The organism is Phaeobacter sp. JH204B (assembly GCF_048055755.1).
GTDB classification, from domain to species: domain Bacteria; phylum Pseudomonadota; class Alphaproteobacteria; order Rhodobacterales; family Rhodobacteraceae; genus Phaeobacter; species Phaeobacter bryozoorum.
Map to the genome: position 1 here is coordinate 188,531 of NZ_JAYMXF010000002.1, position 23,496 is coordinate 212,026.

23 protein-coding genes and 1 pseudogene are annotated in these 23,496 nt (G+C 59.6%); 10 read left to right on the plus strand and 14 right to left on the minus strand.

The features are described 5' to 3' along the window. Positions 1-10: 10 nt before the first annotated feature. Both VXL81_RS00900 and VXL81_RS00905 read right to left on the minus strand, forming a co-directional pair. Positions 11-331, minus strand: coding sequence for an Lrp/AsnC family transcriptional regulator (locus VXL81_RS00900; protein ID WP_416543219.1), 321 nt, complete (start codon positions 329-331; stop codon positions 11-13). Positions 332-334: 3 nt separating this feature from the next. Then, positions 335-466: pseudogene (locus VXL81_RS00905) on the minus strand (AsnC family transcriptional regulator); the annotation flags it as partial. 146 nt (positions 467-612) lie between these two features. Between VXL81_RS00905 and VXL81_RS00910 the strand changes: the two are divergent. Together VXL81_RS00910 and VXL81_RS00915 are read left to right on the plus strand one after the other, a co-directional pair. Continuing rightward, positions 613-1,047: a universal stress protein gene (locus tag VXL81_RS00910; protein ID WP_416535851.1), complete on the plus strand. Its 435-nt coding sequence runs from the start codon at positions 613-615 to the stop codon at positions 1,045-1,047. 19 nt (positions 1,048-1,066) lie between these two features. Beyond that, positions 1,067-2,611, plus strand: coding sequence for an alanine/glycine:cation symporter family protein (locus tag VXL81_RS00915; RefSeq protein ID WP_340544732.1), 1,545 nt, complete (start codon positions 1,067-1,069; stop codon positions 2,609-2,611). A gap of 34 nt (positions 2,612-2,645) precedes the next feature. Here the strand turns inward: VXL81_RS00915 and VXL81_RS00920 are convergent, their stop codons facing one another. Beyond that, the gene (locus VXL81_RS00920; protein WP_416552540.1) at positions 2,646-5,018 is read right to left on the minus strand and encodes a Hint domain-containing protein; all 2,373 of its coding nucleotides are present in this window, start codon (positions 5,016-5,018) and stop codon (positions 2,646-2,648) included. A 409-nt stretch (positions 5,019-5,427) separates the two neighbouring features. Here VXL81_RS00920 and mscL point away from each other — a divergent pair, with 409 nt between their 5' ends. Both mscL and VXL81_RS00930 read left to right on the plus strand, forming a co-directional pair. Beyond that, entirely contained in the window at positions 5,428-5,862 is a 435-nt protein-coding gene (gene mscL / locus VXL81_RS00925) for a large conductance mechanosensitive channel protein MscL (RefSeq protein WP_340544729.1), read from the plus strand. A 130-nt stretch (positions 5,863-5,992) separates the two neighbouring features. After that, positions 5,993-6,799 (plus strand): mechanosensitive ion channel family protein, encoded by an 807-nt coding sequence (locus VXL81_RS00930; protein ID WP_340544728.1) that lies wholly within the window; start codon positions 5,993-5,995, stop codon positions 6,797-6,799. Between the two features lie 60 nt (positions 6,800-6,859). Here VXL81_RS00930 and VXL81_RS00935 read toward each other — a convergent pair whose 3' ends face one another. The 3 genes from VXL81_RS00935 to VXL81_RS00945 form a co-directional block, all read right to left on the minus strand. Next, positions 6,860-7,387 (minus strand): GNAT family N-acetyltransferase, encoded by a 528-nt coding sequence (locus tag VXL81_RS00935; RefSeq protein ID WP_340544726.1) that lies wholly within the window; start codon positions 7,385-7,387, stop codon positions 6,860-6,862. Then, positions 7,384-7,833: a YtoQ family protein gene (locus VXL81_RS00940; protein WP_416552542.1), complete on the minus strand. Its 450-nt coding sequence runs from the start codon at positions 7,831-7,833 to the stop codon at positions 7,384-7,386. Before VXL81_RS00940 ends, VXL81_RS00935 begins: the two co-directional genes overlap by 4 nt. A 178-nt stretch (positions 7,834-8,011) precedes the next feature. After that, positions 8,012-8,647, minus strand: a complete 636-nt coding sequence (locus tag VXL81_RS00945) for a class I SAM-dependent methyltransferase (RefSeq protein ID WP_416552544.1) — start codon at positions 8,645-8,647, stop codon at positions 8,012-8,014. A gap of 87 nt (positions 8,648-8,734) precedes the next feature. Here VXL81_RS00945 and VXL81_RS00950 point away from each other — a divergent pair, with 87 nt between their 5' ends. Further along, positions 8,735-9,613 carry a LysR family transcriptional regulator gene (locus VXL81_RS00950; RefSeq protein ID WP_416552546.1) on the plus strand — a complete coding sequence of 293 codons (879 nt, stop codon included), beginning with the start codon at positions 8,735-8,737 and terminating at the stop codon, positions 9,611-9,613. A gap of 67 nt (positions 9,614-9,680) precedes the next feature. Here the strand turns inward: VXL81_RS00950 and pheT are convergent, their stop codons facing one another. From pheT to pyk, 7 genes are all read right to left on the minus strand, one after another. After that, complete coding sequence (gene pheT / locus VXL81_RS00955) at positions 9,681-12,077, minus strand: phenylalanine--tRNA ligase subunit beta (RefSeq protein WP_416552548.1); 2,397 nt, start codon at positions 12,075-12,077, stop codon at positions 9,681-9,683. A gap of 89 nt (positions 12,078-12,166) precedes the next feature. Further along, positions 12,167-12,988: an alpha/beta hydrolase family esterase gene (locus VXL81_RS00960; RefSeq protein ID WP_416552550.1), complete on the minus strand. Its 822-nt coding sequence runs from the start codon at positions 12,986-12,988 to the stop codon at positions 12,167-12,169. 126 nt (positions 12,989-13,114) lie between these two features. After that, positions 13,115-14,188 (minus strand): phenylalanine--tRNA ligase subunit alpha, encoded by a 1,074-nt coding sequence (gene pheS, locus VXL81_RS00965; protein WP_340544717.1) that lies wholly within the window; start codon positions 14,186-14,188, stop codon positions 13,115-13,117. 215 nt (positions 14,189-14,403) lie between these two features. Continuing rightward, complete coding sequence (rplT, locus tag VXL81_RS00970; protein ID WP_014873789.1) at positions 14,404-14,769, minus strand: 50S ribosomal protein L20; 366 nt, start codon at positions 14,767-14,769, stop codon at positions 14,404-14,406. A 15-nt stretch (positions 14,770-14,784) separates the two neighbouring features. Continuing rightward, entirely contained in the window at positions 14,785-14,985 is a 201-nt protein-coding gene (rpmI, locus tag VXL81_RS00975; protein WP_014873788.1) for a 50S ribosomal protein L35, read from the minus strand. Between the two features lie 190 nt (positions 14,986-15,175). Next, positions 15,176-15,397: a hypothetical protein gene (locus VXL81_RS00980; protein ID WP_340544710.1), complete on the minus strand. Its 222-nt coding sequence runs from the start codon at positions 15,395-15,397 to the stop codon at positions 15,176-15,178. Between the two features lie 37 nt (positions 15,398-15,434). Next, the gene (gene pyk, locus VXL81_RS00985; protein WP_416535844.1) at positions 15,435-16,880 is read right to left on the minus strand and encodes a pyruvate kinase; all 1,446 of its coding nucleotides are present in this window, start codon (positions 16,878-16,880) and stop codon (positions 15,435-15,437) included. A gap of 120 nt (positions 16,881-17,000) precedes the next feature. Between pyk and VXL81_RS00990 the strand changes: the two genes are divergently transcribed. Together VXL81_RS00990 and VXL81_RS00995 are read left to right on the plus strand one after the other, a co-directional pair. Next, positions 17,001-17,738: an N-formylglutamate amidohydrolase gene (locus VXL81_RS00990; RefSeq protein WP_416552552.1), complete on the plus strand. Its 738-nt coding sequence runs from the start codon at positions 17,001-17,003 to the stop codon at positions 17,736-17,738. Between the two features lie 88 nt (positions 17,739-17,826). Continuing rightward, the gene (locus tag VXL81_RS00995) at positions 17,827-18,144 is read left to right on the plus strand and encodes a DUF1244 domain-containing protein (RefSeq protein WP_416535842.1); all 318 of its coding nucleotides are present in this window, start codon (positions 17,827-17,829) and stop codon (positions 18,142-18,144) included. 136 nt (positions 18,145-18,280) lie between these two features. Here VXL81_RS00995 and VXL81_RS01000 read toward each other — a convergent pair whose 3' ends face one another. Further along, entirely contained in the window at positions 18,281-18,712 is a 432-nt protein-coding gene (locus VXL81_RS01000) for a DUF1489 family protein (RefSeq protein ID WP_416538417.1), read from the minus strand. Positions 18,713-18,897: 185 nt separating this feature from the next. On the opposite strand from VXL81_RS01000, the gene VXL81_RS01005 reads away from it, so the two are divergent. The 3 genes from VXL81_RS01005 (at position 18,898) to VXL81_RS01015 (ending at position 23,488) form a co-directional block, all read left to right on the plus strand. After that, entirely contained in the window at positions 18,898-21,192 is a 2,295-nt protein-coding gene (locus VXL81_RS01005; protein WP_416535840.1) for an adenosylcobalamin-dependent ribonucleoside-diphosphate reductase, read from the plus strand. A 671-nt stretch (positions 21,193-21,863) separates the two neighbouring features. Further along, positions 21,864-22,220, plus strand: coding sequence for a plasmid mobilization relaxosome protein MobC (mobC, locus tag VXL81_RS01010; RefSeq protein WP_416552554.1), 357 nt, complete (start codon positions 21,864-21,866; stop codon positions 22,218-22,220). Then, the gene (locus VXL81_RS01015) at positions 22,217-23,488 is read left to right on the plus strand and encodes a relaxase/mobilization nuclease domain-containing protein (protein WP_416552556.1); all 1,272 of its coding nucleotides are present in this window, start codon (positions 22,217-22,219) and stop codon (positions 23,486-23,488) included. Before mobC ends, VXL81_RS01015 begins: the two co-directional genes overlap by 4 nt. The last annotated feature ends 8 nt before the right edge of the window (positions 23,489-23,496 follow it).

The following is a 23,496-nucleotide window of genomic DNA, read 5'->3' on the forward strand; positions in this document are numbered from 1 at the left end:
AGGGCGCGTCTCACTCTAGGTGATAGCCGCGAAACTCCTTCACCGTAGAAACCGCCAGCAAGGTCTTCATCTGTGCGACCGACGGGATGTCCGACAACCGGTTGCGATAGAGGTTTTCATAGGTTTCCGTATTGCGCGCCGCGACGCGTATCAGATAGTCGAACTCGCCCGAAATCAGGTGGCATTCCAACACTTCGGGCATATGGGCAATGGTGTTCTCAAAGGCCTGGATATGCTCGCGCTGCTGACCGACCAGCTTGATCTCGATAAAGATCTGAAGCTCCAGACCAATCTTCTTGCGATCCAGCCGCGCGGCATAGCCTTCGATCATACCGCTGGCTTCCATCAACTTGACACGACGGTGACATGCGGACAAAGACAGCCCTACTTTCTCCGAGAGGCGCGCCATTGATATCTGACCATCCTGCTGTAGGGCGGAAAGAATACGAGAATCCAGCATGTCCATCGGAAATTTTCCCAATACTTAATCGTTATCCGCACATTTTTCCGAAATTTTCCGAATAGGCAAGGAAATCGAGAACCTTTCCTATCAACAACGTCATAAAATTGAGACACTTCGTCACAGGGATGACGTAACCAAGGGAGGGGCAGATGGCCTCAAAAATCGTAGTTGGCTACGACGGCAGCACGAGCGCGCGGAGTGCGCTCAACTTTGCGCTGGGTGTAGCAAAGGCGCAGGGCGGCAGCATTGTAGTCGCGCATGTGCTGGAATGGTCACCATATTCTTTTCTATCCGCAGCCGAGCTGGCAGAGCGCCACAAGCGCCGCACCGAAGAGCTTGAACGCGCCGAGACCGCGCTGATCCAGCCCCTGCTCAAGGATCTTGAGACCAGCGGTGTCGAGGTCACGGCCACCGTGAAATACGGCAATATCGCCGAGGTTCTCGTGTCCATCGCGAAGTCCGAAGGGGCCAATCACGTGGTTATCGGGCGCACCGGCCATTCCGCATTGTCATCGCGGCTGTTTGGTTCGGTCGCAGGCAGTCTGGCGCAGGCCGCGCCGGTTCCGGTCACCATTGTCCCATAACTGATCGACAGGGGTAATCATGAACAGTTTTTCCAAAGCGGCCGCACTGGCCGTCCCCGGCGCCCTAGTGCTGTCGGGTCCGCTAATGGCACAGAGCATCGACCAGAAGGTCAACGATCTCTTTGCCAGTTCCACGGGCTGGTTTGTCAATTTCATCTTCAGCCCATTTCCGGGCACCAGCTTCCCGTGGATCGTGGCATGGCTGGTAATTGCAGCGACGATTTTCACCATCTATTTTGGCCTGATCCAGTTCCGCGCCTTCCCGCACTCGATCTCGCTGGTGAAGGGCGACTACTCCGACCCGAATGATGCAGGCGAGGTCAGCCATTTCCAGGCTCTGGCCACCGCGCTTTCCGGCACCGTTGGCCTCGGCAATATCGCAGGCGTCGCGGTTGCGGTTGGCATCGGTGGTCCTGGCGCAACCTTCTGGATGATCCTCGCGGGTCTGATGGGGATGGCGTCGAAATTCACCGAATGTACGCTCGGTGTGAAATACCGCAACGAATACCCTGACGGCACAGTTTCCGGTGGCCCGATGTACTACATGACCAAGGGCTTTGCTGCACGGGGCCTGCCCGGGGGCAAGTTCATGGCGGTCCTGTTCTCGATCTTCTGCATTCTGGGCGCCCTTGGTGGCGGCAACATGTTCCAGGCCAACCAGGCCCATGCCCAGCTGACCAATGTTCTGGGCGACTATCCGGGCTGGGTCACCGGCGTTATCTTCGCTGGTGTCGTCTTTGCCGTGATCATTGGTGGCCTGAAGTCGATCGCCAAAGTCACCGAAAAAGTGGTGCCGTTCATGGGCGTGCTCTATGTGCTGACCGCGCTGGTGATCATCCTGATGAACTTTGACAAAATCGGCTGGGCCTTTGGCCAGATCTTCGACGGTGCCTTTACCGGTCTTGGCGTTGCGGGCGGCATGGTTGGCGCACTGATCCAGGGCTTCAAACGCGCGGCCTTCTCCAACGAAGCGGGCGTTGGCTCCGCGGCAATTGCCCACTCCGCCGTGCGGACCAAGGAGCCGATCACCGAAGGTTTCGTCTCGCTCTTGGAGCCGTTCATCGACACCGTGGTGATCTGCACCATGACCGCCTTGGTGATCATCATCACCGGCCAGCTGGTCAGCAACCCTGAAACCGGTCTCTACGTGCTGAACGAGGCAGGAAGCGCGATCCAGACCGTGGATGGCAATTCCGGCGTGGCTCTGACATCTGCGGCCTTCTCGTCGGCATTTGGCTGGTTCAAGTATATTCTGGCCATCGCGGTGATCCTGTTTGCCTTCTCCACCATGATCAGCTGGTCCTACTACGGCCTCAAAGCCTGGACCTTCCTGTTCGGTGAGGGCAAGACCACTGAACTGGTCTTCAAGGTGATCTTCTGCCTGTTTGTCATCATCGGCGCCGCGGCCAGCCTGGGTCCGGTCATCGACTTCTCCGATGCGGCAATCTTTGCCATGGCCGTGGTGAACATCGTCGCGCTCTACTTCCTGATGCCAATCGTCAAGGGCGAGTTGAACAGCTACATGGCACGCCTCAAGACCGGTGAAATCAAGAAGTTCCAGTAACAAAGCAGCAACCCGGCCGCCGATGGTGGCCGGGTTATTTGGCTGATCCGTCGCCGCGATTGTGCCGACCTGCGGACAGCAACACCCGCGCCTCATGGCTGCGCAAGGACCGCCGCGCCGTCGGAAAGGCCTGCCCCATACTCTCCAGCTCCGGGAACAGTTGGCAAAGCTCTGACCGCTGGGCCATATCCATCCCCGCCAGTGTCAGGTCACCGGGCTGAAAACTCTCGCTCCAGGCTCCATCGGTGCAGATGATTTCATGCTGATCGAAGAGCAGATGAATATAGGTCACATCCAGTGTTCGCGCCCGGCGGATATCGCGATCGTTGATCAGATGCACAGCCGCCACCAGCACCTCGTTTGAGCCGAACAGCAGTTCGGCACGGCTTCCCGTCAGCAGCATCCTGTGTTGCGGTGACACCATCATATCCCGGTTCGGCACAAGCTCGGCCCCCTCCTGGCCGAGCGCCCCGGCCTCAATCAGGATCGGTTGGAACTGAGGGCGGCGTGCCAACTCTGCCGTTGTAACCACCCGTCGCGCGGTCCAGCGCAGGGTTTGCAACCCGCTGTCGCGCGTCAGTACGCGATCACCAATCTCCAGATCCTCGACCGGAACCGCACCCTGCGGTGTCAGGACAAGGCTGCCCGGCGTAAAACAGGGAATGACCTCCTCGATGTTATAGAAGGTCAACGTTCCAACGGTGTCATTGTTGTTGTTCGTGACCTCGACCCGGCCGTCCTCGCGGTCAGCGCTGGTATAGATGATCCGGGTGTTTCCAAGCGCGCGCAGCTCGCTGATATCAAGCCGGTCGTAATCATCACCACCTTCGCCACCATCGACGATATCCCCGGCCCCGCCGATCAACAGATCCCGGTCATCCTCGCCGTATAGGCTGTCCGCACCCGCACCGCCGATCAGCGTATCAGCGCCGCTTCCGCCTTCGATTATGTCATCTTCGCTGCCGCCATCCAACGAGTCGCCGCCTGCGCCGCCACTCAGCTGGTCATAGCCCTCGCCGCCCAGCAACGTGTCATTGCCGACGCCGCTGTTCATCACGTCGTCGCCACGGCCACCTTCGCCATAAAAGGATGACCCGGCGGTGCTCCCATCGAGATAGTCATTGCCATCGTCGAGGAAGATGCGGTCGGAATCTTCATAGACACCGATAAAGGCGAGGTCGTCGCCATCGCCGCCATGGATCTCATCATTGCCTTGGCTGCCCGCCAGAATGTCATTGCCAGCCCCGCCCCAGACGGTGTCGGTTCCCATGCTGCCGATCAGCGTGTCATTGCCGTCTTCACCATAAATCAGGTCATCCTGATCGCGGCCAAAGACATGGTCGTCCCCTTCCCCCGCATAGATCAGATCGTTGCCATAGAGCCCTTCGAGCTGGTCATTGCCAGCCCCGCCATAGATCGTGTCATCGCCATAGCCTGCGGTGATCGTATCGTTGCCATCGCCGCCCAACAGCAGATCGTTATCGTCGCCGCTGCTAAGCGAGTCATGCCCGATACCACCTTCCAGCGTGTCGCGCCCGGCGCCGCCCTCCAGCGTGTCGCTACCGATGCCACCTTGCAGCAGATCATCACCGGCGCCGCCCTGTAGCAGATCGTTCCCATCGCCGCCAAACAGGGTGTCCGACCCGATACCCCCTTCGACCGAGTCATCGCCGGCGCCTGCATCGACCCGGTCATCCCCCTCACCTGCGATAACGGTATCATTGCCGCCGCCGGCCTCGATCACGTCATCCTGAGAGCCATCAGCCGCGTCGGCGCTGTCGACCCGATCGCCTTCGGGATCGCCCAGATAGTTGACGTCGATGCGCTCGCCGGAATCGGTGCCTTCGACGATGTAATCCAAGGCCGGCGGGATCGTGAACGTCAGATCGGACAGTCCCGCTCCGCCGGAAACAGGTGCGTCCCCCCCATTGTCAAAGATCACATCCAGCTGCGAAACGGGACCGTCGATTGCAATACCGATATCGGCGGCTGTGCTGCCCTCAGCCTCGATCGAGACCGTGCCATCGGCGTTGACCGTGACCTGATGGTGGGTAACCCCGGTCAACCCGGCAATGATCTGCGATGCGGGGATCAACACACCGCTTGCGTCCAGCACCCGAAGCGTAAACTTATCGTCATTCGAACTGCCGTTCGAATTCACATGCTGAAGATCAAACCGTAAATTTGTGACAGGATTGGAGAACCCGTAACTTGCGGTGATGGGATCGCTGACGCCAAAGGCACCGAAATCGGAAACCGCGTAGCCATCCTGCGAACTGTCCCAGCTGTCCGCTGTGAACGTGCCTGTCACAACCGTGGTATTGCCGCCTTCACTCAGTGAGGTAGACCCACTTTGCGCGGTGCCGTTGATGCCGGTCAACCAGATCGCATTGTCAAGAATGGCCATGTCTCGCGTCTACCTTGTACCTAACAATTAACTCCGCTCCAGCAACAGCAGCGGACACCCCGCGCCGATACAGCCGGCGCCCCCGATGACGCGCCCGCGCCCAGATCCCACAGGCGGCGCGCTGTTAGGGTCCAGGGAAAAACACATCCAACGGCCAAGATTTACCCGGCAAACACGTCCAACACAGGACCGCTCTGGGACCGGTGCTGGCCCATTTTGCGGTCAGAATATGGCGAAACGCCGGGCCGGTGCCGCTGCGATGGTCCGCGCGACAGGGCTACGGCTAGAGTTTTCAATGCAAAATCAATAGCAGCGGCGGCCAAAACCTGACTAAACTGCGGTCATGCAGCGCGCAGATGGTCGCGACGTCTGCTCAATGAAAATGACTTCGTTAACAGGGACAAACAACATGCTTCAGGAATTCAGAGATTTCATTGCCAAGGGCAATGTGATGGACATGGCCGTCGGCATCATCATCGGCGCCGCCTTTACCGCGATCGTCAGCAGCATGGTCAACGACCTGATCAACCCCATCATCGGATTGTTCACTGGCGGGATCGATTTCACCAACTCCTACCTGGTCCTTGCGGGCAACGTCCCTGAAGGTGCCAGCCTGGAGGCCGCACGTGAGGCGGGCGCCGCTGTGTTTGCTCACGGTGCCTTTGTGATGGCAGTGATCAACTTTCTGATCATCGCATTCGTGGTGTTCATGCTGGTGCGCTACGTCAACAAGGTCAAAGACGCCGCTTTCCGCAAGCAGGAAGCCATGCCCGCCGAGGAAGCCCCCGCCGGCCCCACAGAGCTGGATGTCCTGTTGGAAATCCGCGACTCCCTGAAACGGTAAGCAGACACAGACGATCCGCAGGTGGCATCCTGCGGCCGGTCGGACTAAGGCCACATCTCGGGCACCGGCGACCTCGCGTTGCCGGTGATCGGGCATTCCTTTGAGACAATGGCAGGGACCAGACAACGACATGGAAGAATGGATCGAACAATTGGGCGCGCTCTGGCCCTTGCTAATCAGTGCGGCCAAGGCGCTGGTTGTGCTGGTGCTTGGCTGGATAACCGCCGGTATCATCAGCAGCACCGTGCGCCGTCGCATCAACGCTACGCCACATCTGGATCAAACACTCGGTAATTTTGCCGCCAGTGCCGTCCGCTGGATATTGCTGGCCATCGTGCTGGTCGCCGTGCTTGGCATCTTTGGGATAGAGGCCACCAGCCTGGTCGCCATGCTCGGCGCTGCGACCCTGGCGATTGGCCTTGCTCTCCAGGGAACGCTGAGCGATCTGGCTGCGGGCGTCATGCTGGTTCTATTTCGCCCCTACAAGCTCGGCCAGTATGTCGATATCGGCGGCACCTCCGGCACCGTGGTTGACCTGAACCTCTTCGTGACCGAACTGGTCACACCGGACAACGTCCAGATCATCATTCCCAACGGTCAGGCCTGGGGTGCAATCATCACCAATTACTCCGCCCATGACACCCGCCGCGTGGATATGGTCTTTGGCATCGACTATGGCGACAGTGCCGATGACGCCAAGGAGATCATCATGGCCCTCGCCGAGGCCGATACACGGGTCATGGCGGATCCTGCTCCTTGGGTCCGGGTGACCAATCTTGGCGACAGCTCGGTCGATCTCACCGCACGTCTGTGGTGCAAGGCCGCGGATTATTGGGAGCTGAAGTTCGCAATGACCCAAGCCGTCAAAGAGGCTTTTGACGACAAGGGCATCTCAATCCCCTACCCGCACAGCGTGGAAATCAAGAAAGAGGGCTGATCTCCCGGCAGCCGCCCCGGATCTACGTGCAGGGCGGCTGTCTATGGCTTCGAAAGCGTGTTAGCGCGGGATCGCTCTGGTCATCACCAGTGTCGGCTCTTGACGGTAGTTGGCTTCGTGACTGGCGCTGTAGCCCATCTTCTCGGCGACTCGGATCGAGGCTGCGTTGTCAGGATCCAGAAGACAACAGGTTGATCGCCATTGAGTCTCCTCGGCAGCCCACCGGTGTATGCGCTCGACCGCCTCTGTCGCCAGCCCCTTCCCATGTTCCGCTGGCATCAGCCCCCAGCCCGCCTCGGGCACCGAGCCGAGCGGAGGGTCGATATCGCGCTGATAATCAGCAAAGCCGGCGGTGCCGAGATAGCGTCCGTCGTCGCGGCTGGTGATCGCCCAGTAACCGTAACCCAGCACCTGCCAATGTCCGATGTAGCGCAACAGGCGCGTCCAGGTTTCCTCGCGGCTGGCCGGGCGACCGATCGTATGACGGACAACCACCGGATCCATCCACAACGCCGTCAGCGCATCAAAATCCTCCAGCCGGTGCGGGCGCAGCGACAGCCGCTCCGTCGTCAATGTCGGCCCGGTCACGCAGGCAGGCTCCCCTGCAACACGTAGCGCAGAATTTCGACAACCTGCCGCGGTTCTTTCGCGACAGCCAAGGCAGCGGCATGTACCTCTTTCAAGGCATGCTGATGCTCATCCTGGGACAGGACAATCAGCGACTTGCCCAGAGCGGCCGCATAGCCCGCATCAAAGGCCGCGTTCCACTGTTTGTATTTTTCGCCAAAGCGGACCACGACGATATCCGCGTCTGACAGACCCTTGCGGGTGCGAATGGCATTGACCATCGCGCCTTTGTGGTCGTGCCAATACTTGTTCGGCTCACTGCCCAGAATAGCCACACCGCAGTCATCGCTGGCGTCATGATCGGTAACCGGGCTGGAAAAATGCACATCCAGGCCCGCTGCACCATCAATAATCTGGTCCCGCCAATCGGTGTGAATTTCGCCTGAGAGATATACGTTCAAAGTCACGGAATGTCCTTTCCTGCGCGAGCAGCTGACGGTTTCGGCCCGCCCTACCAGATCCTGTCTGTTGCTGGCCCCGCCAATGTGATGTGCCCTGGCGCCGGGACCATAGCCCGTTCGGCCAGCAGGCAGAGTATCCACCAGCTGCAACAATTCGTCCACTGCTTCGCGTCAGCTCAGGAAGCTAGCGCCGCCGTGCCACCAGATAACGGCTCGGTATCGAGATCGGGTAATTGCCGGTCTCGATAATCTCGAACCCGGCTCGCTCAACGGCGGCCTCCAGCTCCGCAATACTTAGCAAAGCCACCGAACTCGGCGCCTTTCCGACCAGACGCATCAATGGGATCAGTACCGAGAACATCCAGTACTTCAGGCTGCCACGCGCCTCGCCCAGACAGGGTGTCTTGGAAATGAACAGCTTCCCGCTCGGCACGCGTTCGGCGACCGACGCAAGTGCGGCATCCACATCCAAAACCAGATGCAGAAGGTTGAAAGCCATCACCACGTCAAACGGTCCGGCTGGCAGCGCGTCGTCACCGCAATGTTCAAAGGTCACGTTGTCCGCCCCGGCCTGCGCGGCCCTGTCGCGACCGATGCGCAGCATTCCCTCCGACAGATCGGTTGCGGTCATCGCCGAAACCGCGTCCGACAGTGCGATCGCGGTGGATCCCGTACCGCAGCCCACTTCCAGCACGTGGTCGCCCGCCTTCAGATAGGCTCTCGTGCGCTCCAACGTGTATTGATAGGCGGCCTCATCCCGGATTTTGGATTTGGCGTATTTGGGGGCAATCCTGTCCCAGAAGCGCGCATCGGTTGTCATCTCTATCCTCCTAAGATGGCTACAGGCTACCCATGCAGAAACATAAGTAAAATTGCCAAAATTTGCAGTTGAGGTATACATATTTGTATGGATAAACTCGACTGGAATCATATCCGGGCGTTTCTGGCGACGGCAGAAACCGGCTCCCTCTCCGCCGGTGCGCGCAAGCTGGGGCTGACCCAACCGACCCTGTCCCGACAGGTCGCAGCCCTAGAAGCCGATCTCGGTGTGATGCTGTTTGAACGTCCGGGGCGCCGTCTGGCACTGACTTCCGCAGGGCAGGATCTGCTGGACCACAGCCGCAGGATGGGGGCCGCAGCCGAGGGCCTGTCACTGGCGGCCAGCGCCTCGGCCCAAACCATCGAAGGCACCATTCGGATTACCGCAAGCGACGTCGTGTCGGCCTATGTGCTGCCGCCTGTGCTGCGCCAGATCCGACAGCGCGCGCCGCGGCTGACGATTGATGTCGTGGCCGCCAACGACATCCGGGACCTGATGCGACGCGAAGCGGATATTGCCATCCGCCATGTGCGCCCTGACCAGCCGGAACTGATCGCGCGCCTCGTGCGCGAAGCGCGGGCGCATTTCTACGCCGCCCCGAGCTATCTGGAGCGGCGGGGTCGTCCGGCATCAACCAGGGAGTTGGCAGACCACGATTTCGTCGGTTTTGCCGATGTGGACCGTTCGATTGACTTCCTGGCGCCGCTTGGAATCCATCTTGCGCCGGAAAACTTTCGGATCAAGTCCTCCAGCGGTCTTACCGCCTGGGAGCTGGTCAAACAGGGCTTCGGCATCTGCCCGATGATGGAGGATGTGGCCGAGCCCACGCCCGGCATTGAACGGCTACTGCCGCGGCTGGATCCAATCGTATTTCCGATCTGGCTGACCACTCACCGCGAGCTCCACACCAGCCGCCGCATCCGGCGGGTCTTTGACATTCTGGCAGATTTTCTCGCCCAGAACTGAAAACGCGCCCTCAACCGGGGCGCGTTTCCAGAATAATACAGGTTTCAGCCAGAGGTCACAGGCGCCGTTATCCGCGCAATATGCCGCCGGTGGCCTTGGTGACTTTTGTGACAATCTTGTCGCTGACCGCTTCGATATCCTTTTCGGTCAGGGTTTTTTCGGTCGGCTGCAAGCGGACCGTGATGGCCAGAGACTTGTTGCCCTCTCCCAGGCTGCCACCGATGAACTCGTCAAAAACGCGCACATCATCAATCAGCGCCTTGTCGGCGCCTGCGGCGGCATTGACCAGGGTAAGGGCTTCGACGTCCTCGGCCACGACAAAGGCGAAATCACGCTCGACCGCTTGCAGGTCGCTTTGAACCAGCGCACCACGATTGGCACCGGTTTTGCGTGGCATCGGAACTTCGTCAGGCCAGATGGTAAAGGCAACAGCGGCCCCCTTGATCCCCATTTCGCTCAGAACCTTCGGGTGCAGTTCGCCAAAGACACCCAGCACTTTCTTCGGACCCAGGCAGATTTTGCCATGCCGCCCCGGATGCCACCAGGGCTCTGCCCCGCGAAGGATCTGGACCTTGGCAGGCGCACCGATTGCGGCCAGAACCGCCTCGATATCTGCCTTGGCGTCAAACGTGTCGACCGCGCGGCTGGTGCCATGCACGTCCTTGGGGCCGGTACGGCCAACCAGAAGGCCGGAAATCAGGTTATGCTGCTCACCCGGTTCACCACCGTGAAAAGCAGGTCCCGCCTCGAAGAGCGCCAGATCCATGAAGCCACGCGCCTGATTGCGTGCGGCAGCCTGCAACAGCCCGGGCAACAGTGCCGGACGCATGTGCGACATCTCGGAGGAGATCGGATTGGCCAGCATGGTCGCATCGTCCCCGCCACCAAACAGCGTTGCAGAGGCCTTGTCGATGAAGGTGTAGCTCACCACCTCGTTATAGCCGAGGCTGGCGCAGGTCCGGCGCGCGATCTGCTGGCGGCGTTGCTCAGGGGTCATCACCGGTGCAGGGACGCCATCTGTCAGGCGCTGCAACGGCTTGCCTTCCAGTTTCGTGAGCGACGCGATACGCGCCACCTCCTCCACCAGATCAGCCTCCCCCATCACATCCGGGCGCCAGCTCGGAACATGGGCCATATTGCCCTCAAGCCGGAAACCCAGACGGGTCAGGGTCTGGCGCTGCTCTGATTCCGGGATATCCATCCCGACCAGCGACTGGACCCGCTCGGGATCCAGCTTATAGGCGCGCGCGTGATCCGGTACAGCGCCTGCGATCACCACATTCGACGGCTCGCCACCGCAGAGGTCGAGGATCATCCGGGTGGCATGATCGAGACCTTCACGGGTGTATTCGGGGTCGACGCCCCGCTCGAAACGGTAGCGCGCGTCCGAGTTGATTTTCAGCGCCCGGCCAGTGGTCGCGATCTGCACATGGTCCCAGAATGCGCTCTCAAGGAACACATCGGTCGTTTCCTCGGTGCACCCGGTGTCGGCCCCGCCCATGATGCCCGCAATGCTCTCCGGGCCGTTGTCGTCGGAGATGACCATCTGCCCTTCGGCGAAGGTGTAGTCCTTCTCGTCCAGCGCGGTCAGCGTCTCGCCACCCGCTGCCCGGTGGATGCGCAGATTGCCCGCCACCTTGGCTGCGTCAAAGACATGCAGTGGGCGGTTCTGATCGAAGGTGAAATAATTGGTGATATCAACCAGTGTCGAAATCGGACGCAGACCAATGGCGCTCAACCGGTCCTGTAGCCACTGCGGGCTAGGGCCGTTCTTCACGCCGCGGATCAGGCGACCGGTGAACAGCGGGCAGCCATCCAGCGTATCTGCGTCGATATTGACCTTGATCGGGCTTTCGAATCCGCCGTCGACCGGCTCGATATCAAGCGGCTTCAATGTGCCCAGCCCGCGTGCGGCCAAATCCCGCGCGATCCCCCTAACCCCCAGCGCATCCGGGCGGTTCGGCGTGATGGCGATTTCAATAACGGGATCGACCTTGGCCGGGCTATTCTCGGCCAGCCAATCGACGAAGCGATCGCCGACATTGCCCGAAGGCAGCTCGATGATGCCGTCATGTTCATCCGACAGTTCCAGCTCGCGCTCGGACGCCATCATGCCAAAGCTCTCGACACCGCGGATCTTGCCCACACCGATGGTGATGTCGAGACCGGGAATATACATGCCCGGTTTGCAAACCACGACGGTGATACCTTCACGGGCATTGGGCGCGCCGCAGATGATCTGCATCTCGCCTTCATCGGTGTCGACCTTGCACACCCGCAGCTTGTCCGCGTCGGGGTGTTTCTCGGCATGTTTCACATAGCCGAGCGTAAAATCCTTCAGCCGGTCCGCAGGGTTCGACACACCTTCGACCTCAAGCCCGAGGTCGGTCAGTGTTTCGGTGATGTCCTCGACGGAGGCCTCAGTGTCGAGGTGGTCTTTCAGCCAAGAAAGAGTGAATTTCATCGGTCCGGTTTCCTATGGCAAGCCATGCATGTTGCAGCAGGCAATGACAAAGATTGCCCCCATGTGCAAGCCTTGGCTCCGCTCTCGGCCTAAGGATAGCTGGGGGTGAGACCCAAAAGCTCATCCAGCTGCCGACCGATCCAACCATGCGGGATGAAATGCCCGCCCGAGTGCAGATCCAGGGTGACATCATGCCCACCGCAGCTCCAGCCGGTGCGCGAAAACGTCAGGAAACTGCGGACCTGCCAATCTCCCTGCGCCTCGCCTCCGCCGGAACAGTCGAACGCCCGCCGCCACAAGGCCACCGGATAGGTCACATCACCCCCCGGCCCCATCGGAAAATCCATCACCGTGTCCGCAAGCCCGTGCACATGCCGAACCTCCTGCGGGGCCTCGGCGCAGGTTTCGGTTTGATCAATACTGCCCGCCACTGCCAGCAATGCCGCAATCCCCTTGCCGCTCTGGCAGGCGTAACGCCAGGCCATGGCGGATCCGTAGGAATAGCCCGAGACAAAGACCTGTTCGGCATCGACCGGGTAGCGTTTTGCCACATCCGCCAGCACCGCATCGGCAAAGGGCACATCCTCGGTGTCTGCCGTCCAGAAATTCCAGCTCTTGCCACGGCCATTCGGGGTGACCAGCAATACGCCCCGCCGTTTGGCCGAGGCCCCGACCCGATCGGAGCGCAGCGCATGTTTGCCTGTTCGCGACCAGCCATGAAAATGCATCAGCACAGGCAGCGGCGCGACACCGTCCCAGTTATCAGGCTCCATCACGTGATAGCTGCGATCTCCCAGCGCGCAGGCCAGCTCTTCGCCGCAGGGGTCTGCATTTGCCTTCCACGGCCCCATGGCCGCGACAGAGGTGGCGTACATGTAAGCGGTTGAGAGCAAGAGGAGAAAACGTGTCATAGACGGGAGACTACCCGACACCACGCCCCTGTCATTTCACATGTTTGTGGGGCGGTGAACCTAGGCCCCAAACCAAAACGCCCGCCTCAGGTACGAGGCAGGCGTTCAGAAGTCCGTCACCCGGGCCTAGCGGCTCAAACCACCGTGCAGCGTCGGCACGTCGAGACACTGGAAACCGTAGTGGCGCAGCCAGCGCAGGTCGCTGTCGAAGAAGGCGCGCAGATCAGGAATACCGTATTTCAGCATCGCGATCCGGTCGATCCCCATCCCGAACGCAAACCCCTGATAGATGTCTGGGTCGATCCCGCCAGCGGCAATCACCTTGGGGTGCACCATGCCGGAGCCGAGGATTTCAAGCCAGTCGTCACCCTCACCAATCTTCAGCGTGCCATCTTTCCAGGAACAGCGGATATCAACCTCGGCCGACGGTTCGGTGAAGGGGAAATGCGACGCACGGAAACGCAGATCGACGCTGTCCACCTCAAAGAAGGATTTCACGAATTCTTCCAGCACCCATTTCAGGTTCGCCATGGAGATGTTCTTGTCCAGCGCGAGGCCTTCGACCTGATGGAACATCGGCGTGTGGGTCTGGTCGTAATCAGCGCGGTAAACGCCACCCGGACAGATGATGCGCAAAGGCGCACCCATCTTCTCCATCGAGCGGATCTGGACGGGGCTGGTATGGGTGCGAAGCACATGCGGCGGGCGGTTATCGCCCTCGGCGCGGTGCATGTAGAACGTGTCCATCTCAGCGCGTGCCGGATGGTGGCCGGGAATATTCAGCGCATCGAAATTGTACCAGTCGGTGTCGATACGCGGACCTTCGGCAACGGAGAAACCCAGCTCGGCAAAGATCGCGGTCAACTCCTCGCTGGCCTGGCTGATCGGATGCAGAGTCCCGCTGCGCGTCGGGCGGGTCGGCAAGGTGACGTCCAGCCATTCGGTCCGCAGGCGCGCATCCAATGCGGCATCGGCCAGCCCGGCCTTCTTGGCGGCGAGTGCGGCGTTGATCTCATCCTTCAGCGCGTTCAGGGCCGGACCCGCAACCTGACGCTCTTCAGGCGTCATCTTGCCCAGCTCACGCATCTTCAGCGCGACTTCGCCCTTTTTCCCAACAGCTGCAACCCGGATGGTCTCCAGCGCGTTTTCATCGGCAGCATCGGCGATCTGCCCGAGATATTTTGCTTTAAGATCGTCCATGACGGTCCCCTGAATAATGCTGCAGCCCTGCTACCACAGCAGAAGCTGAAAGCAAGCTTTTGAACCGGTTCTCTGCCAATCGGGCGGCAATCGCGACAATCCGGCAGCCTCCCCGCCTCCGTCAGACCGTATAGCCTGCCTCTCTAGCAGATCAGCAACAGCAGAAGGGCCGCCCTTTGCAGAGCGGCCCTTTCGGAATTGTCTTGCGCCTAAGCTTAGGCTGCCAGTGCGCTCTGTGCCTGCTTCACGATGGCACCGAATGCTTCGGGCTCGTGTACGGCCAGATCGGCCAGCACTTTGCGGTCCACTTCGATACCGGCCAGGGTCAGGCCGTTGATGAAGCGGGAGTATGTCAGAGCCTCGTCGTGGCTACGCACAGCTGCGTTGATCCGCTGGATCCACAGCGCGCGGAAATTCCGCTTGCGGTTCTTACGGTCGCGGGTTGCGTATTGGTTTGCCTTGTCAACAGCCTGACGCGCGACCTTGAAGGTATTCTTGCGACGGCCATAATAGCCTTTTGCGGCCTTGATGACTTTCTTGTGACGGGCGTGAGTTGTGGTACCACCTTTAACGCGGGACATATCTCAGATCTCCTCTTAGCGGTCGTAGGGCATGAAGCCCTTGACGATCTTTGCGTCGGGTGCCGACAGGGTAGTGGTGCCGCGGGCGTCGCGGATAAACTTGCGGGTCCGCTTGATCATGCCATGGCGCTTGCCGGCCTGACCTGCGAGGACCTTGCCGGTCGCGGTCACTTTGAAGCGCTTCTTGGCGCTCGATTTTGTCTTCATTTTGGGCATTTCCGTCTCCTTCAATGCGGGTTCGGTCTATGCGCGACTCGGCATGCCACATTGGGCCGGCCACGCGAACAGGGCTGCCGTTTACGCAAGCTGGACCATAAGGGCAAGCAGATTCTTCGAGCAGACGGCCAATCCGCCCTCCTTGAGGTTCAGTCAGCGCGGCCTCGACAGTCAGCGCGCGCCATGACGCTCAGGTAAAGCGGCCAATCACCCGGAAAATGGCTTTCGGGATATCGTCGATCTGATACCCGCCGGATTTGGTACTGAACGCATATAGGAGCAGACCCACCGCCACGACAAGAAAAACCGCCGACACCCTGGGGGTGCGGCGGTCGGTAGCGGCAGACAACAGCGCGGGTATTGCCAGAAAAGCCAGCAACAACCCAAGCACCAGTGCCAGATCCGTATCCATGCTGCGCGTCCTCGCAGAAGACTAAGACGCGTTCAGGTTACTCCGGGTCGGTGCTGTAGATCAAACGTTCATCGCAGGGTGCCACACGCAGGATGTTGGTGGTGCCCGGAACGTTGAAAGGCACACCGGCCGTCACGACGATCTGATCGGTTTCCCCGGCGAAGCCGCCGGAACGGGCGGCACGCGCGGCACCGACCACAGCGCCTTTGAAGCGTTCCTGATCCGGCGTCACCACACAGTTGCAGCCCCAGCTCAGCGCCAGACGGCGGGCTGTCCGGTTCAGCGGCGTCAGCGCAATGATCGGCACGCCCGGACGCTCCCGTGCGGTCAGCAGCGCGGTGGTGCCGCTTTGGGTATAGCAGCAGATCGCCTTGATCTCGGTCTTCTCGGCGATTTCACGCGCGGCAGCGACAATGGCGTCGGCGACGGTATCGCCCTTGGCCGAGCGGGAAGAGGCAATGATCTGGCTATAGGTCGGATCCACCTCTACCTCGGTGGCGACATTGTCCATCGTCTTCACCGCTTCGATCGGGTACTGGCCTGCCGCGGATTCAGCGGAGAGCATGATTGCATCCGCCCCCTCGTAGATCGCGGTCGCCACATCGGAGACTTCGGCGCGGGTCGGCATCGGGCTTTCGATCATGCTTTCCAGCATCTGGGTGGCCACGATCACCGGTTTGGCAGCTGCACGGCAGCGACGCACCAGTCGTTTCTGGATCGGCGGCACTGCAGCAACCGGCAGTTCAACACCCAGATCGCCGCGCGCAACCATGATCCCGTCGGAGGCATCTAGGATTTCATCGAAATTGTCGACCGCAGCCGGTTTTTCGATTTTCGACAGCACAGCCGCGCGACCATCCGCAAGACCACGTGCCTCGTAGACGTCCTTGGCGCGCTGAACAAAGGACAGCGCCAGCCAATCGACGCCCAGCCCGCAGACAAATTCCAGATCGCCGCGATCTTTCTCCGACAGGGCCGCCAGCGGCAGCACCACATCGGGAACATTCACCCCCTTGCGGTTGGAGATTGTCCCACCTGTGGTGACGGTACAATTGGCGAAGTCGTTGCCGCAGGTCTCCACCTTCAGGCGAATCTTGCCATCGTTGACCAGCAGATGGGCACCGGGCTGCAGGGCTTCGAAAATCTCGGGGTGGGGAAGACAGACGCGATTCACGTCACCCTCTGCCTTGTCCAGATCCAGCCGGAAGGACGCACCTTCGACCAGCTCCTCCGAACCATTGGCAAAGACGCCGACACGCAGCTTCGGCCCCTGAAGGTCGGCGAGGATGGCAATCGAGCTGTCCAGATCGGCCTCGACCTTGCGAATAATCGCATGTTTGGCGGCAATCTCTTCGTGGCTGCCGTGCGACATGTTCAGACGGAACACATCTGCACCCGCCTCATGCAGGGCACGGATGGTCTCATAGGTTTCGGATGCCGGCCCAAGGGTGGCAACAATCTTTACATTGCGCGATCTTCTCATGGGGTCATCCTCTTCATCGGCTGGAACGGTGTTATCGCAAACATTGCTGCGGCGCTTATCGCCTAATTCCCATTTTGCCGCAACTCCCCTAAAGCTTCATCATCAAATGGCGACGGACAGATGACATATTCACCATTCTTCTTGCATGGGGCCGGGCGCCCTGCCCGCTGGGTGATCTGCTGCGATCATGCCACCAATCATGTCCCCCCCTTTGTGAACAACGGCGGACTTGGCCTGCCGCGCGCGGACATGGAGCGCCACATTGCCTATGATATCGGCGCCTATGGGGTGGCACAGCAGTTGGGGCAGCTTCTGGATGCGCCGGTCATCGCCTCCAATTTCTCGCGACTGGTGATTGATCCAAACCGTGGCCCGGATGATCCGACCCTGCTTATGAAACTCTACGACGGGACCATCATTCCCGGCAACCGCCACGCCGATGCGGCCGAGCGAACGGCGCGGATGGCGGCCTGCTACCACCCCTATCATGATGCCCTGGCCGAGCTGCTGATGCGGCCCGGCGCGGTTCTGGTGTCCATCCACTCCTTCACCCGCCAGCTGCGCGGACGTCCGCCACGCCCTTGGCACATCGGAATCCTGTCACCTGACAACGAACCCCTGTCGCCCCATATCGTCACCGAGCTGAAGGCGCAGCCGGACCTCTGCGTCGGCGTGAATGCGCCCTACACAGGCTATCTGCCCGGCGATACGCTGGATCGACATGGTACCGCCCATGCGCGCCCAAACACGCTGATCGAACTGCGCAACGATCTGATTGCCAGTGCAGCCGAGCAGCAGGACTGGGCCGAACGTCTGGCCAATGTACTGCCCTGCGCCTTGGACAAATCAGGTCTCTGACACCCGATAGGGCGCGACCATCGGTGCGAGTTGCCCCGCCCGGGTGCAACTGCTAGTCACGCAGATAGTGTCATGGAAGGAGCCCGACATGGACAAGCAGACCCAGATCGAACTAGAGGCGGCCGCCTTCCGCCGGTTGCGCCAGCACCTGATGGAAGACCGCACCGATGTGCAGAACATCGACATGATGAATCTCGCAGGGTTCTGCCGCAATTGCCTGTCGCGCTGGTATCAGGAAGCCGCCAATGAACGCGGCATCGAGATGGGAAAAGCCGAGGCACGTGAAAGCTTCTACGGCATGACCATGGATGAATGGAAAGCCAACTATCAGACCGAGGCCTCTGTCGAGAAACAGGCCGCTTTTGAGACCGCATTTCAAGAGAATGTAGGAAAAGAGCCCTCCTGACGGTCCAGCGCCGCCACCGACGGACCGCGAAGTTACTGCCGCGTGAAGCGACCTGATGAAGGCCCCGGCAGGGGCCTTTTTTGCGTCACTGCGCCCCTGATATATAGGCGATCATAGCCGATTGGTCGCCGGCTGGTCAGATCACGCCGATTTCCGCAAGCGCCTGCGACAGCTCAGGCGGCAACGGCTTTTCTGCCACACGCCCTTTTCGCAGATCCGGCGGCGTGTCCTCCGGCTTCAGATAGCGCCACCCCTGAAAAGCCCGCCGCGTTGCGACCTGTGTACGGTGGATTTCCGGCTCCAGAACAATTGCACAGCGGCGGATTCCGTCGCCACCGATCACCTCGTCCAGCCGCAGAATGCGTTGACGACACTGGATTTGTCCCTTGATCACCCAATAGATCGACCCACCATTGAGGATCTCCGCTTCGCGCTTGGGCCACATCCGCGTAACATGGCGCGGCAATCCCTCCGGCAACTGCTTGCGGTACTCCGCCTGCCAGGCTGCCAGCCCGTCAACAGTTTCAGTCCCAACGGAAAGTTTCACGAGGTTGATATAGTTATCCACAAGATGCCCACAGAGTCGTCCAGATGATCAACTCTATATTGTAGGTCAGACTGGCAGATCGACAAGGTGTTGTGGTACGATGATGATAAATTTACGCCTCCGCGCGATTTCTGCGTTGAGGATATCGGCGCGGCTGGTGTAGTCAGGCCGCCACCTTGCCACGACCGACCATAGGGATTCGCCATATGAGCCGCTTTGCCGCCCCGATTGCCGAACAGATCTGGGACATGAAATACCGTTTCAAACAGGCCGATGGCACCCCCATCGACCAGACCGTCGAAGACAGCTGGCGCCGCATCGCCCGCGACCTGGCACGGGCTGAGACCGATCCCAAGATGTGGGAGGACAAATTCTACGGTGCGCTTGAGGACTTCCAGTATCTGCCCGCTGGCCGGATCACCGCCGGTGCCGGCACAGCGCGGCAGGTGACCCTGTTCAACTGCTTCGTGATGGGCACCGTCCCCGACAGCATGGCTGGCATCTTCGACATGCTGAAAGAGGCCGCGCTGACCATGCAGCAGGGCGGTGGCATCGGCTATGACTTCTCCACCATCCGTCCGCGCGGCGCCGATGTGAAAGGTGTTGCCGCAGACGCCTCTGGCCCGCTCAGCTTCATGGATGTCTGGGACGCCATGTGCAGAACCATCATGTCCGCAGGCTCGCGCCGGGGCGCGATGATGGCGACCATGCGCTGCGACCATCCCGATATCGAGGCCTTCATCACCGCGAAATCCGACCCCGCCCGCCTGCGCATGTTCAACATGTCCGTGCTGGTCACCGACCCCTTCATGGAAGCGGTAAAGGCAGATGGATCCTGGGATCTGGTTTTTGGTGACAAGGTTTATCACACCGTCCAGGCGCGGGACCTGTGGAACAAGATCATGCAGGCGACCTATGATTACGCCGAACCCGGTGTGATCTTCATCGACCGCATCAACAAGGCCAACAACCTGTCCTACGTGGAACAGATCGCGGCCACCAACCCCTGCGGCGAACAGCCCCTGCCCCCCTATGGCGCCTGCCTGCTTGGCTCGATCAATCTGGCGCGCCTGGTCAAGAACCCCTTCGAGAAAGACTCCGAACTGGATCCGCAGGCCCTGAAAGAGCTGGTCGCCACCGCGGTGCGGATGATGGACAACGTTGTAGACGTGTCGAAATTCCCGCTGGAGGCCCAGGCACAGGAAGCCCAGAACAAGCGCCGCATCGGTCTTGGTGTAACAGGCCTTGCCGACGCACTGCTGATGCTGGGGCTGCGCTATGGCTCGGACGAAGCCGCGCGGCAGACCGAGGATTGGCTGCACGCGATCGCCCGCGCGGCCTATCTGGCCTCGGTGGATCTGGCCAAGGAAAAAGGCGCCTTCCCGCTGTTCGATGCGGACGCCTACTTGGCGTCGGGCACCATGATGAATATGGACGAGGATGTGCGCGACGCAATCCGCGAACACGGTATCCGCAACGCGCTGCTGACCTCCATCGCACCGACCGGCACCATCTCGCTTTATGCGGGCAACGTGTCCTCGGGGATCGAACCCGTCTTTGCCTATGCCTATACCCGCAAGGTCCTGCAAAAGGACGGCAGCCGCACTGAAGAGGAAGTCGTGGATTACGCCGTGCAGATGTGGCGCGACAAGTTCGGCGACAAGGAGCTGCCCGACTATTTCGTCAACGCCCAGACCCTGCCCCCCTCCGACCACGTCAAGATGCAGGCGGCGGCGCAGAAATGGATCGACTCGTCGATCTCCAAGACCATCAACTGCCCCGAAGACATTTCCTTTGATGAGTTCAAGGACGTCTACATGCAGGCCTGGGACCTTGGTTGCAAAGGCTGCACCACCTATCGCCCCAATGACGTAACCGGCTCAGTCCTGACCGTCAGCGAAAGCTCCGACAAGGCGCCGGGCGAAAGCGCCGATGCACCGCATCAAAGCGATATGGGCGAGAATGGCGCCGAAGTGGTCTATATGTCAGAGCCGCTGGACCGCCCGCAGTCTCTGGAAGGCCACACCTACAAGCTGAAGTGGCCGGATTCCGAGCACGCCATTTACCTCACCATCAACGACATCATCATCAACGGCCACCGCCGCCCGTTTGAGGTCTTCATCAACTCCAAGAACATGGAGCATTACGCCTGGACCCTGGCGCTGACCCGGATGATCTCGGCCGTGTTCCGCCGTGGCGGCGATGTGTCCTTTGTCGTCGAGGAGCTGAAAGCGGTCTTCGATCCGCGGGGCGGCGCCTGGGTGCAAGGCAAATACATCCCCTCCATTCTGGCGGCGATCGGCGGCGTGATTGAAACCCATATGGTGGCAACGGGCTTCCTCGAAGGTGAAGGCATGGGGCTGAAATCAGATCCGCAAGCGGAAGTGGTTTCCCTCAATGCTCCACGCGGCAAACCCTGCCCCAGCTGCGGCCAATACGATCTGCAGATGGTGGAAGGCTGCATGACCTGCCGCAGCTGCGGCCACAGCAAATGCGGGTAACCTGCGGCACCTGATGTCTCGACAGTCGGACGCAGCATGACCTTCGCATTCAGAGGCGCTTCCTAGCCTTCTGATGCACAGCAAATAGACCACCGGGAGCCCCGCTCTCGGTGGTTTTCTATTAGGCATACTTTCTGCAAAACACCGACTTTGTTGGAGGTTTCTTTCAGGAGAAGCAGCCTGCCTTCAACGTGGGGTTCGCCATCGGCTCCCGGGAAGAGCGAAAAAAAACTCGCTAGCTGCGCATCCGTCAGCTAGAAGAGATCAGACATGGTCAACACTCAGTTTTCGAACCGTCAGTCACGCATCCTGTCAGAAACCAATCGGCCTCCCCCTCGGTGAAACGATCGAGCCTGTGAGCGATTTCCTGTCAAGCCCCTGGAATGCCGACGAAAAGCGATGGCTCTTGGGACAAGAACCATCTTCAACGCGGCCATCAAACCACCATGGGCCTACGACAGATAGACCGTTTGCCGCAGGGTGCAAGATGCTGAGAGTCTTGGATTTTTGGATGTCTTCACATCAAAATGTGAAATGGTGCGAACGAAAAGAGTTTCTTCGAACCGCTCTGACAGCCATTCTCAGCCAAATTTTGAAGAGGTTTTTGAGGAACTCGAACGTTGGAACGACATCCTCAAAGATGACAGAAACATCTTGCGGGGGCCTCGACCATGACCCGCCCTGCTCCCTTCTCTATTCGCCTTACACCAGAAGAACGTCAGCAGCTTGAAGCCCAAGCTGGGGCGATGCCGTTGGCGTCCTATATCAAGTCCGTGGTTTTTGCCGCTGAAGCTCCCAAATATCGGAAGCGGCGGAAACCACCTGTTGCGGAGCAACAGCTCTTGGCGGAGGTGCTGGCACGGCTTGCTCAGACAAAGCACGCCAACAACCTCAACCAGATCGCCAAACACCTGAACCTCGGCACGTTGGTTATTGATCCTGAACTGGAAGAGGATCTCAAACGCGCTGTCGCCGAAGTGGCATGGATGCGGACAACGCTGATGGAAGCTTTGGAGGTAAAAACATGATCCTCAAAGGCTCGCAACGTGCGGGCGCGAAGGCTCTTGCAGATCACCTTATGAATGAACGTGACAACGATCATGTCACCTGTTTAGAGTTGCGAGGATTTTCATCTGATCAACTTCATGATGCGTTGGCCGAGACCTACGCCATTTCAAAGGCAACCCGCTGCAAACAGTTCATGTTCTCGCTGAGTTTAAACCCGCCCACAGATCACATCGCTACCGAAGATGAGTTTCTTGAGGCAGCAGATCGTGCAGAACAGGCACTCGGGCTGGATGGTCAACCCCGCGCCATTGTCATGCACGAGAAAGAAGGCCGTCGTCATGCCCATGTGGTCTGGTCGCGGATCGATGTGGATGAGATGAAGGCAATCAATTTGCCGCATTTCAAAAACAAGCTGCGTGATCTGTCTCGCGATCTTTTCCTAGATCATGGTTGGGTACTACCTGACGGGCTGGCAACCTACGGCAACAAGTCACCTTTGAACTTCACCTTAGAAGAATGGCAGCAAGCAAAGCGCCAGAACCTCGACCCGCGAGAAATCAAACAAGCTTTCCAGCAAGCATGGGAACGCTGTGACAGTCAGATCGGCTTCAAGCATGCCCTTGAAGATCGGGGGTACTTCCTTGCTCGTGGTGATCGTCGTGGGTTTGTGGCCTTGGATGTCGATGGCAATGTCTACGCCATCCCAAAGTGGACTGGCCTCAAAGCCAAGGATGTGAAGGCAAAACTCGGCTCATCTGATGAACTGTCATCCGTTGACAATGCCCGTACCACCATCCGTTCCAAGGTTTCGGGCCAGATGCGGGAATACATTACCCAGACCAAAGAACGGCAGGCGGAGGAGTTTCAGCCATTACACGCTGAACATCAGGCCATGAAATCGGCCCACAAAGATGAACGAAAAAAGCTGAAAGACGGTCAGGCCAAACGCTGGCAAGAGGAAACTAAATCTCGTTCGGATCGCCTCAACAAAGGTGTTCGCGGGTTGTTTGATCGCCTGACAGGCAAGGCCAAATCCATTCAATCTGAAAATGAAATGGAAGCGCGCAAGGCTGCTGAGCGTGATCAGAAACAGCGCGATTTCATGGTCAAGGAACAGATGAAAGAGCGCCAAGCGCTTCAACGCGATGTTCAAAAGCTCCGCCGCCGTCACAAACAGGAGCGCAGCCTACTGGCACAGCGCATCAAGCAAAGCTTGTCTAAAACTGCTCCAGCCAAAGATATTTCTAAATCGCGCCGCCCTGATCGCGGCATTCAGCTTTCTCCTTAATTCAGCCT

Excerpts from the sequence above, each read along its gene's own strand:
- VXL81_RS00900 (WP_416543219.1), bottom strand. The coding sequence starts at position 331 with ATGATCGAAGGCTATGCCGCGCGGCTGGATCGCAAGAAGATTGGTCTG.
- VXL81_RS00910 (WP_416535851.1), top strand. The coding sequence starts at position 613 with ATGGCCTCAAAAATCGTAGTTGGCTACGACGGCAGCACGAGCGCGCGG.
- VXL81_RS00915 (WP_340544732.1), top strand. The coding sequence starts at position 1,067 with ATGAACAGTTTTTCCAAAGCGGCCGCACTGGCCGTCCCCGGCGCCCTA.
- VXL81_RS00920 (WP_416552540.1), bottom strand. The coding sequence starts at position 5,018 with ATGGCCATTCTTGACAATGCGATCTGGTTGACCGGCATCAACGGCACC.
- mscL (WP_340544729.1), top strand. The coding sequence starts at position 5,428 with ATGCTTCAGGAATTCAGAGATTTCATTGCCAAGGGCAATGTGATGGAC.
- VXL81_RS00930 (WP_340544728.1), top strand. The coding sequence starts at position 5,993 with ATGGAAGAATGGATCGAACAATTGGGCGCGCTCTGGCCCTTGCTAATC.
- VXL81_RS00945 (WP_416552544.1), bottom strand. The coding sequence starts at position 8,647 with ATGACAACCGATGCGCGCTTCTGGGACAGGATTGCCCCCAAATACGCC.
- VXL81_RS00950 (WP_416552546.1), top strand. The coding sequence starts at position 8,735 with ATGGATAAACTCGACTGGAATCATATCCGGGCGTTTCTGGCGACGGCA.
- pheT (WP_416552548.1), bottom strand. The coding sequence starts at position 12,077 with ATGAAATTCACTCTTTCTTGGCTGAAAGACCACCTCGACACTGAGGCC.
- VXL81_RS00960 (WP_416552550.1), bottom strand. The coding sequence starts at position 12,988 with ATGACACGTTTTCTCCTCTTGCTCTCAACCGCTTACATGTACGCCACC.
- pheS (WP_340544717.1), bottom strand. The coding sequence starts at position 14,188 with ATGGACGATCTTAAAGCAAAATATCTCGGGCAGATCGCCGATGCTGCC.
- rplT (WP_014873789.1), bottom strand. The coding sequence starts at position 14,769 with ATGTCCCGCGTTAAAGGTGGTACCACAACTCACGCCCGTCACAAGAAA.
- rpmI (WP_014873788.1), bottom strand. The coding sequence starts at position 14,985 with ATGCCCAAAATGAAGACAAAATCGAGCGCCAAGAAGCGCTTCAAAGTG.
- VXL81_RS00980 (WP_340544710.1), bottom strand. The coding sequence starts at position 15,397 with ATGGATACGGATCTGGCACTGGTGCTTGGGTTGTTGCTGGCTTTTCTG.
- pyk (WP_416535844.1), bottom strand. The coding sequence starts at position 16,880 with ATGAGAAGATCGCGCAATGTAAAGATTGTTGCCACCCTTGGGCCGGCA.
- VXL81_RS00990 (WP_416552552.1), top strand. The coding sequence starts at position 17,001 with ATGACATATTCACCATTCTTCTTGCATGGGGCCGGGCGCCCTGCCCGC.
- VXL81_RS00995 (WP_416535842.1), top strand. The coding sequence starts at position 17,827 with ATGGACAAGCAGACCCAGATCGAACTAGAGGCGGCCGCCTTCCGCCGG.
- VXL81_RS01005 (WP_416535840.1), top strand. The coding sequence starts at position 18,898 with ATGAGCCGCTTTGCCGCCCCGATTGCCGAACAGATCTGGGACATGAAA.
- mobC (WP_416552554.1), top strand. The coding sequence starts at position 21,864 with ATGACCCGCCCTGCTCCCTTCTCTATTCGCCTTACACCAGAAGAACGT.
- VXL81_RS01015 (WP_416552556.1), top strand. The coding sequence starts at position 22,217 with ATGATCCTCAAAGGCTCGCAACGTGCGGGCGCGAAGGCTCTTGCAGAT.